Annotated in this window: 10 protein-coding genes; 7 read left to right on the forward strand and 3 right to left on the reverse strand. The window is 69.5% G+C overall.

All coding sequences use genetic code 11. From position 1 onward, the window contains the following. From BW41_RS21385 to BW41_RS15650, 6 genes are all read left to right on the forward strand, one after another. The coding region (locus BW41_RS21385) for a hypothetical protein (protein WP_037535452.1) at window positions 1-182 on the forward strand (182 nt) is incomplete at its 5' end. A gap of 125 nt (window positions 183-307) precedes the next feature. Next, the gene (gene glgX / locus BW41_RS15630; protein ID WP_037535453.1) at window positions 308-2,425 is read left to right on the forward strand and encodes a glycogen debranching protein GlgX; all 2,118 of its coding nucleotides are present in this window, start codon (window positions 308-310) and stop codon (window positions 2,423-2,425) included. Continuing rightward, window positions 2,422-4,116, forward strand: a complete 1,695-nt coding sequence (treZ, locus tag BW41_RS15635; RefSeq protein WP_037535455.1) for a malto-oligosyltrehalose trehalohydrolase — start codon at window positions 2,422-2,424, stop codon at window positions 4,114-4,116. Before glgX ends, treZ begins: the two co-directional genes overlap by 4 nt. 385 nt (window positions 4,117-4,501) lie before the next feature. Next, entirely contained in the window at window positions 4,502-6,409 is a 1,908-nt protein-coding gene (malQ, locus tag BW41_RS15640) for a 4-alpha-glucanotransferase (RefSeq protein WP_037535456.1), read from the forward strand. Further along, on the forward strand, window positions 6,406-8,718 hold the full coding sequence (treY, locus tag BW41_RS15645; RefSeq protein ID WP_037535458.1) for a malto-oligosyltrehalose synthase: 2,313 nt from the start codon (window positions 6,406-6,408) through the stop codon (window positions 8,716-8,718). The genes malQ and treY overlap by 4 nt, the downstream gene beginning before the upstream one ends. Window positions 8,719-8,820: 102 nt before the next feature. Beyond that, window positions 8,821-9,222: a hypothetical protein gene (locus BW41_RS15650; protein ID WP_037535460.1), complete on the forward strand. Its 402-nt coding sequence runs from the start codon at window positions 8,821-8,823 to the stop codon at window positions 9,220-9,222. On the opposite strand, the gene BW41_RS21070 is transcribed toward BW41_RS15650, so the two are convergent. The 3 genes from BW41_RS21070 to BW41_RS15660 all read right to left on the reverse strand — a co-directional run bounded on the left by BW41_RS21070 (window position 9,179) and on the right by BW41_RS15660 (window position 10,277). Then, window positions 9,179-9,385 (reverse strand): hypothetical protein, encoded by a 207-nt coding sequence (locus tag BW41_RS21070; protein ID WP_152542349.1) that lies wholly within the window; start codon window positions 9,383-9,385, stop codon window positions 9,179-9,181. The two genes, BW41_RS15650 and BW41_RS21070, sit on opposite strands and share 44 nt — an antisense overlap. Before the next feature lie 213 nt (window positions 9,386-9,598). After that, entirely contained in the window at window positions 9,599-10,015 is a 417-nt protein-coding gene (locus BW41_RS15655) for a cupin domain-containing protein (RefSeq protein ID WP_037535461.1), read from the reverse strand. Between the two features lie 64 nt (window positions 10,016-10,079). Continuing rightward, window positions 10,080-10,277 (reverse strand): hypothetical protein, encoded by a 198-nt coding sequence (locus BW41_RS15660; protein WP_037535462.1) that lies wholly within the window; start codon window positions 10,275-10,277, stop codon window positions 10,080-10,082. Window positions 10,278-10,452: 175 nt separating this feature from the next. Here BW41_RS15660 and BW41_RS15665 point away from each other — a divergent pair. Continuing rightward, window positions 10,453-12,183 (forward strand): Ig-like domain-containing protein (locus BW41_RS15665; RefSeq protein ID WP_037535463.1); only part of this gene is annotated, 1,731 nt, incomplete at its 3' end.

The raw sequence follows: 12,183 nt of genomic DNA on the forward strand, positions 1-12,183 counted from the left end.
CGCCGACCCCGATCGCCGCCCCCGTCGCCCCCGCCCCGGTCGTCGTCGCCGCCGCGCCGGCCCGCGCCAATCCGCGCGTCTGCCTGGTCGACGAAGTCACCGGATCGCGCCTGCCGATCCGCACCTGCAAGTCGCTCGACCAGTGGCGCGCGCTGGGCCTCGACCCGCTCGCCAAGCGCTGATCCGTCACGGGCCGGCGTATCGGCCGCATCGATACGCCGCCCGCGCCCGGGTGTACACGTCGCGCGGAGCTTCCCCGCCGCACCTGCGTTGGGCGGTGCAGCATCTTCAAGGGGGTCCTCTCACCGTGCACGCCTTACCCGACCGGCTCGACGCCGGTTCGCCCTATCCCTTGGGCGCAACGTTCGATGGTCTTGGCGTCAATTTCGCGGTCTATTCCGCCAATGCGGACCGGATCGAACTGTGCCTGTTCGATCCGTCGGGCAAGCGCGAATTGCAGCGCATCACCCTGCCCGAATGTACCGACGAGGTGTTCCACGGCTATCTGCCCGATGCCGCGCCCGGCCTGCTCTACGGCTATCGTGCCCACGGCCGTTACGAGCCGGAGAACGGCCACCGTTTCAACCCGAACAAATTGCTGCTCGATCCCTATGCGCGGCGGCTGCACGGCCAGATCAAATGGACCGACGCATTGCACGGCTACAAGGTCGGCCACGCCCGGGAGGACCTGAGCTTCGACAAGCGCGACAGCGCGCCGGCCATGCCCAAGGCGGTGGTGGTCGACGATCATTGGGACTGGTCGCGCGATACCAAGCCGAACACCCCCTGGTCGGAAACCGTGATCTACGAGGCGCACGTCAAGGGGCTGACGAAGCTGATGGATCTGGTGCCGCCACGCGAACGGGGCAGCTATGCCGCACTCGGCCATCCGGCGGTGATCGCGCATCTGAAGCGGATCGGCGTCACCGCGCTCGAGCTGCTGCCGATCCACAGCTTCACGCAAGACCGTTTCCTGCAGGAAAAGGGCCTCAAAAATTATTGGGGTTATAACACGCTCGGCTTCTTCGCGCCCGAACAGGCCTATATGTCGACCGACAGCCAGGACGAGCTGCGCCGCGCCGTCCACCGCCTGCACAAGGCCGGGATCGAGGTGATCCTCGACGTCGTCTACAACCATACCTGCGAAGGATCGGAAAAGGGCCCGACGCTGTCGTGGCGCGGGCTCGACAACGCCAGTTACTATCGACTGGTGAAGGATCAGCCGCGCTATACGATCAACGACACCGGCACCGGCAACACGCTCAACCTCAGCAAGGCGCGCGTCATCCAGATGGTGACAGATTCGCTGCGCTATTGGGCGACGAGCTTCGGCATCGACGGCTTCCGCTTCGACCTCGGGCTGACGCTGGGGCGCGAGGACGATGGTTTCGATCCGGGCGCGGCCTTCTTCGACGTGGTGCGGCAGGACCCGGTGCTCGGCCGGCTCAAGCTGATGGCGGAGCCGTGGGACGTCGGCCCCGGCGGCTATCAGCTCGGCAACTTCCCGCCCGGTTTCGCCGAGTGGAACGACCAATATCGCGACACCGTCCGCCAGTTCTGGCGCGGCGATCCCGGGCAGCGCGGCGATCTCGCGGCGCGGCTGGCGGGATCGGGCGATCTGTTCGACCGGCGCGCGCGGCGGCCGTGGGCGAGCATCAACCTGCTGTCCGCGCACGACGGCTTCACCCTCGCCGATACCGTGACCTACGAGCAGCGCCACAACGAGGCGAACGGCGAGGACAATCGCGACGGCCACGACAACAACCATTCGCGCAACTGGGGCCACGAGGGGCCGACCGACGATGCCGCGATCAACGACGCGCGCGGGCGGGTGCAGCGATCGATGCTGACCACCCTGCTCGCCTCGCTCGGCACGCCGATGCTGGTCGCGGGCGACGAATTCGGCCGCACGCAGCAGGGCAACAACAACGCCTATTGCCAGGACAATGCGATCAGCTGGCTCGACTGGCAGGCGGCGGCGAGCGAGGCGGGGCAGACGCAGATCGACTATGTCGCGCGCCTCACCGCGTTGCGCCGCCGCTATCCGGTGCTGCGTGCGGCGACCTTCCTCTACGGACAGGATACGCCGGGCCACGGCATCAACGACATCGAATGGTGGGACGAGCGCGGCGGCCGGCTCAGTCCGGACGACTGGCAGAATCCAGACGGACGCGCGCTGATGATGCGCCGCGCGTCGTGCAATGCGGCGGGCGAAGTCGAGGCGATCTCGCTGCTGCTCAACGGCTCGGCCGATCCGGTCACCTTCCACCTGCCGCCGCCGCAGGCCAAGCGGACCGTGCTGATCGACAGCGCCAAGCCCGATCAGGGCGAGCTGACGATCGACGATCAGTACGAGGTCGCACCACAGGGCGCAGTGCTGGTCACCTGGACGCTGCCGCGCGACGACGCGGACGCGGCGGCATGAGCGAACGCTGGGGCGCGCGGCTGCTCGACGACGGCCGCACCCGGTTCGCGCTCTGGGCACCGGCGTGCGAGGCGGTGACGCTGGAGATCGATGCGGGCGAGACGATCGCGATGGATGCGGCGGCGGACGGCTGGTTCGTCGCGACCACCGATGTGCCGGCGGGCACGCGCTATCGATTCCGTATCGGCGACCTCGCCGTCCCCGATCCGGCGAGCCAAGCGCAATCGGGCGGCGTCCACGGCTGGAGCCTCGTCATCGATCCCGCCTATGACTGGACGACGCCCGACTGGCGCGGCCGGCCGTGGGAAGAGACGGTGCTGATCGAGCTGCACGCCGGCGTGCTCGGCGGCTTTGCCGGGGTGATCGACCAGATCCCGACGCTCGCCGCGCTGGGCATCACCGCGATCGAACTGATGCCGGTCAACGCCTTCGGCGGCACGCGCAACTGGGGCTATGACGGCGTGCTGCCCTATGCACCGGCGGAAAGCTATGGCGCCCCGGCCGAACTGAAGGCGCTGGTCGATACCGCGCACGGCTTCGGCATGTCGGTGTTCCTCGACGTGGTCTACAATCACTTCGGGCCGGACGGCAATTATCTGTCAGCCTATGCCCCCGACTTCTTCGATGCCGAGGTCCATACGCCCTGGGGCGGTGCGGTCGCGGTGCACGAGCCGGCGGTGCGGCGCTTCTTCATCGACAACGCCCTGATGTGGCTCGACGAGTATCGCTTCGACGGGCTCCGCTTCGATGCGGTCCATGCGATCGGCGACGATGCCTTCCTCGACGCGATGGCGGCGGAGATCCGCGCCGCGCTGCCCGACCGGCACGTCCATCTCGTGCTCGAGAACGAACGCAACGACGCCGAACGGCTGCGCGACGGCGCTTATGACGCGCAGTGGAACGACGATTTCCACAACGTCCTGCACGTCCTGCTGACCGGCGAGACCAGCGCCTATTACAGCGACTTCGCCGATCGGCCGGCGGAGCGGCTGGCGCGCTGCCTGGCCGAGGGGTTCATCTATCAGGGCGAGGGATCGGGCAATCACGACGGCAAGCCCCGCGGCACGCCGAGCGCGCACCTGTCGCCGACGCGCTTCGTCTCCTTCCTCCAGAACCACGATCAGGTCGGCAATCGCGCCCTCGGCGAACGGCTGACGCGGCTGACCGACACCGACCGGCTGCGCGCGGCGACCGCGCTGCTGCTGCTCGCGCCGCAGGTGCCGATGCTGTTCATGGGCGACACCGAAGGCAGCGAGACGTCCTTCCTGTTCTTCACCGACTTCCACGACGCGCTCGCCGATGCGGTGCGCGAGGGCCGGCGCAAGGAATTCGCCAAGTTCGATGCCTTCGCCGATCCGGCGGCGCGCGCGCGCATCCCCGATCCCAATGCGGTGGCGACGTTCGAGGCGTCACGCCCGACGCCCGGACCGGATGCGACACGCTGGCGCGGGTTGCTCCGTGATCTGATCGCGCTGCGGCAGGCGGCAATCGTGCCGCATCTCGCCGGCACGACCTCACTGGGCGCGGAAGCGACCGGCGCGGCGGCGGTGGTGGCGCGCTGGCGGCTGGGCGATGGCGCGACGCTGACGATCGCGATCGACCTTGCCGACGCGCCGGGCGGATTGCCCGATGCGGCGGGCGACTTGCTGCATGCCGAGGGTGAGCGCTTCCGCGCGTGGATCGCCCGGTGAGCGGACAGATCACTCCGCCATTCACCCACCGCCGTGGCCACGCGCCCAAATCCGTATTCCTGCGCATGCAGGAATCCAGGGCCCGGCAGAGCGACGTCAGGGTTTCGCAACCCTGGGCTCCGGCTTTCGCGGGAGCACTCGGATATGGGAAGCCGGCTGTTGCCTCTCACGGCGACGGATGCCTCAGCGTGGATCTTTGCGCGCAGAGGCGCAGAGGACGCAGAGAAGAGGTCCACGCGAAGACGCGAAGCCGCGAAGAGCGGGTGCATCCTCTTCGCGGCTTCGCGCCTTCGCGTGAATCCTTTCCAGTATGGGCCAAACCCGTTCGGACGGCTCACCCTCTCTGCGCCCTCCGCGCCTCTGCGCGCCCCAACGGAGCCTCGGCATGAGTGACCTCGCGCACGAAGCGGAAGCCGCCGGACTGCAGGTCGCGTGGGAGGATGCCGACGGCCGGCAGCATCGCGTCGCCGATACGGTGGTCCGCGCGATCCTCGACACGCTCGATACGCGGACGGACGGCGACGCATTCGTCACCGGTGATATCGGCACGGCGATACGGACAACATCGAGCCCGGGGGCGGCGCGGCTGACGATCGACGGCGGCGAGACGCGCGATGTCGTCATCGCCGCCGACGGGACGATCCCGGCGATCGATGAGCCGGGCTATCACCGGCTCGAAACGCGCGACGGCTTGGTGACGCTGGCGATCGCGCCGCGGCGATGCGTCGCGCCGCCGGCGGGGCATGGCTGGGGTCCGGCGGTGCAGATACCGGCGCTGCGCGGATCGCGCCCCTCGCCGTTCGGCGATCTCGGCGCGCTGGCCGAGGCGGCGCGCGACTTCGCGGCGGCGGGCGCGGATGCGCTCGCGATCAGCCCGACGCATGCCCTCTTTCCTGCCGATGCCGCGCGGTTCAGCCCCTATGCGCCGTCGAGCCGGCTCTATCATCACGCGCTGCTCGCCGATCCGGCGCTCGCCGGGATCGACGGCGCCGGGGAAGCGGGCGGTGCGCTGATCGACTGGACGCAGACCTGGCCGCACCGGCTCACCCGGTTGCGCGAAGCATTCGACCGGGCGCCGGACGCGATGCGCGCCGATTTCGCCACCGCCCGCGCGGCGCATCCCGAATGGGAGGAGCATGCCCGCTTCGACGCGCTGCACGGCCATTTCTTCGCGCAGCGGCGCGCGTGCGGCTGGCAGGACTGGCCCGCCGACTATCACGATCCCGCCGCACCGGCCGTGGCGCGGTTCGTCGCCGACCATAGCGAGACAGTGGCGTTCCACGCCTTCCAGCAATGGCTTGCCGACGCCAGCCTGGCACAGGCGCAGGCGGCGGCACGCGCGGCGGGGATGCAGATCGGCCTGATCGCCGATCTCGCGGTCGGCATGGATGCGGGCGGCAGCCATGCGTGGAGCCGGCGCGGCGACCTGCTCACCGGCCTGTCGATCGGCGCGCCGCCCGATCCACTCGGGCCGCAGGGGCAGAATTGGGGGATCACCGCGCTGTCGCCCTTTGCCTTGCGACGCACGGGCTTCGACGGCTTCATCCGCACGGTCCGCGCCAGCCTGCGCCATGCCGGCGGCCTGCGGATCGATCATGCGCTCGGCCTCAAGCGGCTGTGGGTCATCCCCGAGGGCGGTGCGGCGAGCGACGGTGCCTATCTGGCCATGCCGTTCGACGATCTGCTGCGCCTGCTCGCGCTCGAATCCCATCGTGCCGGCGCGATCGTGATCGGCGAGGATCTCGGCACCGTGCCGCCGGGCTTCCGCGACACGATGGCGGAACGCGGCATGCTCGGCATGCGGGTGTTGCCGTTCGAGCGCGACGAGGACGGCTTCACGCCCGCGCGCGACTGGGATGCGGCGGCGGTGGCGATGACCGGCACGCACGACACCGCGACGCTCGCCGGCTGGTGGACGGGCCGCGACATCACGTGGAACCACAAGCTGCGCCGCGGCGGCGACGACGAACCCGCCGACCGCCTGCGCCGCGTCGGCGAGAAAGCGGCGCTCTGGCGCACCTATCGCGAGGCGGGCGTCGCCGAGGGACCGCCGCCGCAGGACGCCGATGCCGCGATCGATGCGGCGATCGCCTTCACCCGGCAGGCACCCTGCCCGCTGACCATCGTGCCGGTCGAGGATCTGGTCGGCATCGCCGAACAGCCCAATCTGCCCGGCACCACCGACGAACATCCCAATTGGCGACGCCGCCTGCCCGACACGACCGCCGGCATGCTCGCCCGGCCCGAGGTCGCGCGCCGCACCGCCCTCCTCTCAGCCGAGACCCCAGCATGACCGCGCCCCGCCCGCCCCGTGCCACCTACCGGATGCAGTTCCACAAGGACTTCACCTTCGCCGATGCCGAAGCTTTGGTCCCCTATCTCGCCGATCTCGGCATCAGCCACCTCTATGCCTCGCCGATCACCGTCGCGGCGGCCGGGTCGACGCACGGCTATGACGTCATCGACCCGACGCGGATCAACCCCGAACTGGGCGGCGAAGACGCGTTCCGCAGCCTCGTCGCGGCGCTGCACGCGCGCGACATGGGCGTCGTCATCGATATCGTCCCCAACCATATGGGCGTCGCCGGTGGCGGCAATGCCTGGTGGAACGACGTGCTGGCGCGCGGGCCGGACAGTCCGCATGCCCGCGTCTTCGACATCGACTGGTCGCGACCGTTGCTGCTGCCGGTGCTCGGCGATACGCTGACCGCGACGATCTCGGCGGGCGATCTGGCGATCGAGGGGCAGCAGGTCGTCGCCTATGGCGAGCATCGCTTTCCGTTGCGCGATGATGTCGCCACCGACGGCGACCTCGCCGAATTGCTGGCGCAGCAGCATTACCGGCTGGCGAGCTGGCGCGTCGCCAACGACGACCTCAACTGGCGCCGCTTCTTCACCGTCAACGATCTCGCCGGCGTGCGGATCGAGGATCCGGCGGTGTTCGAGGCGACGCACGCCTTGTATTTCCGCCTGTACGCGGAAGGGCTGATCGACGGCGTCCGCGTCGATCATGTCGACGGGCTGACCGATCCGATCGGCTATTGCCGCACGCTGCGTAAGCACCTCGGCGACGACGCCTATATCGTCATCGAGAAGATCCTCGGCGCGGACGAAGGCCAGCCGGTCGGCTGGGGCGTCGACGGCACCAGCGGCTATGACTTCATGGAACAGGTCGCGTTGCTGGTCCACGATCCGCTCGGCGCCTTGCCGCTCGAGGAATTGTGGCAGCAGGTCAGCGGCCGCTATCAGGGGTTCGAGGCGGAGGAGTTCGAGGCGCGGCAGGATCTGCTCGCCTGGCAGTTTTCCGGTCAGCTCGACGCTTGCGTCGCCGCCTTCGTGCGGCTCAACCGCGACGAGGCGGTGACCGCGGCGATGCTGCGCCGCGCGATCGAGCGGCTGCTCTGGGTCTTCCCTGTCTATCGCACCTATGGCACCGGTGACGCCGCCGCGCCGCAGGATGCCGCGATCCGCGGGCTGGTGCGCGAACGGGTCGCCTGGCTGATCCCGCCCGGCGAGGCGCATGTCGTCGACCGTATCCTCGCCTGGCTCGCCGGCGACGGGCCCGGCGATGCCGCCGACGCGGTGCGCCGGTTCCAGCAATTGTCCGCGCCGATCGCCGCCAAATCGGTCGAGGACACCGCTTTCTATCGGTCCGGCCGGCTGCTGTCGCGCAACGACGTCGGCTTTGACGCGACGATCCTCGGCGTCCCGGTCGAGGCGTTCCACGCCTTGATGATCGACCGCGCGCGCGAGGTGCCGCAGGCGATGCTGACCACCGCGACGCACGACCACAAACGCGGCGAGGACGTCCGCGCCCGGCTCGCGGTGCTGAGCACCATCCCCGACGTCTGGCGCGCCCGCGTCGAGGCGTGGGAAGCGCTCGCCTGGGGCTGGGGCCATGACGTCGACGGCGGCGACCGCTACATGCTGTTGCAGACGATCGTCGGCGCCTGGCCAGAGGATGGCGCGGACGCGGATTTCGCCGAACGGGTCAAGGCGTGGCAGCAGAAGGCCCTGCGCGAGGCGAAGCTGCGCTCGTCCTGGGAAGCACCCGACGCGGACTATGAGGCGGCGGCGGCGGCGCTGGTCGACCATTACCTCGCCGATCCGCGCTTCTGCGCCGAGGTCACCGCCTTCGTCGCCGAGATCGCACCCGCCGCGCTCGCCAACACCCTGGCGCAGACCGCGCTGCGGCTGACGCTGCCCGGCGTGCCCGACCTGTATCAGGGGTGCGAGCTCGCCGACCTCAGCCTCGTCGATCCCGACAACCGCCGCCCCGTCGATTACGACCGCCGGCTCGCGCTGCTCGGCAGCGCCGAGGCGCCCAACAAGCTGCGATTGATCGCCGATCTGCTGGCGCTGCGGCGGGCGGAGCCGGCGCTGTTCACCACGGGCGACTATCGTCCGGCGGAGGTCGAGGGCAGCGACCGCATCCTCGCCTTCAGCCGCAGCGCGGGCGACCAGACGCTGCGCGTCGCGGTGCTGATCCGCGGCACCGAGCGGTCGGTCGCGACGATCCGCTTCGCCGATGGCAGGACGCTGTCAGCCGCCGAAGCGTTCGTCGCGGCAACGATCTGGTATGATATCGACGTTACCGACTGATCGGGTCGGAACAAATGGCAAAGACATCTTTTTGAAGCTATATGCCTGCACATGGTTCGGCAGAAACCAAAGACAGCAAGTTCAGGGAGGACGATAGGGCCGATGCCGCAAGTACGCCGGATCGATTTTTGGGCAAAGGCGATCGCGGCGCGGTCGCCGGCGATGCTGGAACACTTGCAAGGCGTCGCGCGGGCACTTGTCGCGGCGCGACGGGCGATGCGGACGACGCTGCCGCCCGAGTTCGTCAACAATCCGCCGATGGATCTATTGTATACGGTGTTCCTGGCGGACGATCATTGCGCGACGCTACCGCCGCTAATCGCGGCGACCGGCGTTTCCGCGCCGGTGGCGCGGCGATGGATCGACCTGCTGGTCGAGCGTGATCTGGTGTACGAGAGTGCCGGCATGATCCGTCTAACCGATGCCGGGCTGATATTGGTCGCCGAAACCTGTCAGGCGGTCATTGCGTCGCAGACGGGCGTCGATGAGATGAGCTTGAACTGAAACGCAGCTCGTCGCCGCGCCGGATGACGGTATCGAGCGCCTGTTCGAGCTCCGCCGCCGCCAGTGTCTCATCGGCTGCGACGACCAGATCGAGCGCCGTCGCAATCAATTGCCGTGCCTCATCGAGCCGGTCCGCGTTATTCTCTGCCATGCCCAGGATCATGCTCCGAACGAAGGACCTGCCGCCCGGCGTGGGATGCACCATGATCGGAGAAATTCAAACAGGATTCGTATCATCCGGGGGCATTTCATCCCAAGATGATACGGAATCCCATGTGCAATTCGTCGCTGTGGCCGCAACGGCCGAAACTCCATCGCGATTTACTTCGGGCCGTCAAAAGACTTTGGCAAACCGGATGATAGTCGTAGCCTGGGATCAGTGGCCGACCGCCGCCTTCACCGCGTCCGCCGCCTTGCTCAGCAAGCCTTTCTCTGCCTCCTCGGCCTCCGCCTTGGTCCTGAACGCGGCGCCTTCCGGTTCGGCGGGCGGGGCATAGACCGAGAACAACTTGAGCGGCTCGCCGCCCTTGTTGATGATATTGTGCTGCGCGCCCTTGGGCACGACGACGAGGTGATTGGGCGTCGCCTTGGTGGCATGACCATCGATCACCACCTGCGCCTCGCCCGCGACGATGAAAGTGGTCTGGTCGGCGGGGTGCGTCTCCATGCCGATCTCTTCGCCGGCGGGGATCGCCATCAGCACGATCTGCACCTTGGCATCGCGGTACACTTCCTTCTGCCACAGCTCGTTGCGGCCGGCGAGGTCGATCATGTCCTTGTTGAAGATCGTCATAGCGATGTGCGCTCCCGTTGATACGTGCGCAGGTCTGGACGAACGAGCCCGCCTCGGCGTTCCCCTATCCCGCCGCCGCATCCCACAACCGCCGCCAGAGCCGCAGCAGCGGATGCGCCTCCGGCGACAGCGCCGCCCGGCGCGCGGCATAGGCGCTGGCGAGGAGGCGATGCGCGCGCCGTGCCTTCCGGCAGTCGGCGCGGCGCGCCATGCCGCGGGCATGCTGCTCGCGCCGGCGCAAATATTCGACGTCACGCTCCATGATATTGCGCCTCCTGCTGCAAGCAGATCAGCCTAAGGTGCGTGTCCGTGCCGACAACGACTATTGGTTCCGGAAACGGTATTGAAGCAGCTTCGTAACCCCTCCCGCGATTACTGTCCGGGAAAGCGCCGCCCGTGGGGGAAGCGCCGTGCGTAACCGATAGGGGATAGTGCTCATGTCCGTCGAAGTGATCAGCAAGGCGACCGGTGCGGTCCATCAGGTGACCGGCAACGATGTCGCGCTCGACGCGCCGAGCATCGTCCGCCTCGATATCGCGCGGACGCAGGTCGCCGCCGTCGACCGGCAGGGCAGCGATCTGGTGGTGCGGCTGGTCGACGGCGGGACGGTGCACGTTGCCAATTTCTACCCGGCGCAGGCGACCACCACCAACGAACTGGTGTTGCGCGAAAACGACGGCCATCTGTGGGTGGCGCGCGGCACGGGCGTGCCGCGATTCTCGCTGATCGACGATCTCACCAATCTGACCGCGGCAGCGGGCGGCGGCGGATCGGCGCTTGCGCTGCCGGCGACCCTGCTCGGCGGCGCGGCGGCGGCGGGCGGCGTCGTCGCGCTGGCGAGCGGCGGCGGCAGTGATGCGACCGCGGCCGGCAGCGGCACGCCTGACACCGGCACCGGCACCGGCGCGACCCCCACACCGACGCCGACGCCCACCCCCGACACGACGCCGCCGACAACCCCGACCGCCACCGTCCGCGCCGATGGCGGCGCGATCAGCGGTCAGGGCGAGGCGGGCGCGACCGTCACCGTACGCGACGCCGCCGGTGCGGTGATCGGCTCCACCACCGTCGCCGCGGACGGCAGCTTCGCCGTGCCCCTCACCCCGGCGCGGGTCGACAATGAGCGGCTCACCGTCACGCAGAGCGATGCGGCGGGCAATGTCTCGCCCGCGGCGACGATCCAGGCCCCCGACCTGACCGCCCCGGCGACCCCGGTCGCGACGATCGACGCGGCCGGGACGAGCGTCAGCGGTCAGGGCGAGGCCGGCGCGACCGTGACGGTGCGTGATGCGAGCGGCGCGGTGATCGGCAGCACCGTGGTCGCGGCGGACGGCAGCTACAGCGTCCCGCTCACGACGCCGCAGGCGAACGGCGGCGCGGTCACGGTGACGCAAGGCGATGCGGCCGGCAACGTCTCGCCGCCGCTCTCGGTTACCGCGCCCGACGTGACCGCCCCCGCCGCTCCGACGGTGGCGATCGACGGCACCGGCACGGTGGTCAGCGGCACCGGCGAGCCGGGCGCGCGCGTCACGATCAGCGGCGCGGGCGGTACGGCGCTCGCCACCGCGATCGTCGCCGCCGACGGCCGCTATAGCGCAACGCTCTCCGCCCCGCAGGTCAACGGCGAGCGGGTCGATGCGAGCCAGTCGGACGCCGCGGGCAATGGTTCGGGCAGCGCCAGCACCACCGCCCCCGATCTGACCGCACCCGTACAGCCGGTCGCGACCGTCTCCGCCGACGGTACGCAGGTGACCGGCACCGGCGAGGCCGGCGCGACGGTCAGCGTCGTCACGGCGGCCGGTACCGTGATCGGCAGCGCGACGGTCGCCGCCGACGGCGGCTTCGCGGTGACGCTGACGCCCGCGCAGGCCAATGGCGAGAGCCTGAGCGTGCGCGAGAGCGACGCCGCGGGCAATCAGGCGCCCCCGCTCGCACTGACCGCGCCCGATCTCACCGCCCCCGCCGCCCCGGTGGCGGCGATCGATCCGACCGGCACGACGGTGACCGGCAGCGGCGAGGCCGGCGCGACGATCAGCATCCGCGATGCCGCGGGCAACGAGGTCGGCACCGCGACGGTCGGCGCCAACGGCAGCTATGCCGCGGTGCTGACGGCGCCGCAGATCGACAGCCAGGCGCTGAGCGTGACGCAGAGCGACGCCGCCGGCGCT

Origin of the sequence: Sphingomonas sp. RIT328 (assembly GCF_000632225.1) — a bacterium.
GTDB lineage: Bacteria > Pseudomonadota > Alphaproteobacteria > Sphingomonadales > Sphingomonadaceae > Sphingomonas > Sphingomonas kyungheensis.

Excerpts from the sequence above, each read along its gene's own strand:
- treZ (WP_037535455.1), top strand. The coding sequence starts at position 2,422 with ATGAGCGAACGCTGGGGCGCGCGGCTGCTCGACGACGGCCGCACCCGG.
- treY (WP_037535458.1), top strand. The coding sequence starts at position 6,406 with ATGACCGCGCCCCGCCCGCCCCGTGCCACCTACCGGATGCAGTTCCAC.
- malQ (WP_037535456.1), top strand. The coding sequence starts at position 4,502 with ATGAGTGACCTCGCGCACGAAGCGGAAGCCGCCGGACTGCAGGTCGCG.
- BW41_RS15660 (WP_037535462.1), bottom strand. The coding sequence starts at position 10,277 with ATGGAGCGTGACGTCGAATATTTGCGCCGGCGCGAGCAGCATGCCCGC.
- BW41_RS15655 (WP_037535461.1), bottom strand. The coding sequence starts at position 10,015 with ATGACGATCTTCAACAAGGACATGATCGACCTCGCCGGCCGCAACGAG.
- BW41_RS15650 (WP_037535460.1), top strand. The coding sequence starts at position 8,821 with ATGCCGCAAGTACGCCGGATCGATTTTTGGGCAAAGGCGATCGCGGCG.
- BW41_RS21070 (WP_152542349.1), bottom strand. The coding sequence starts at position 9,385 with ATGATCCTGGGCATGGCAGAGAATAACGCGGACCGGCTCGATGAGGCA.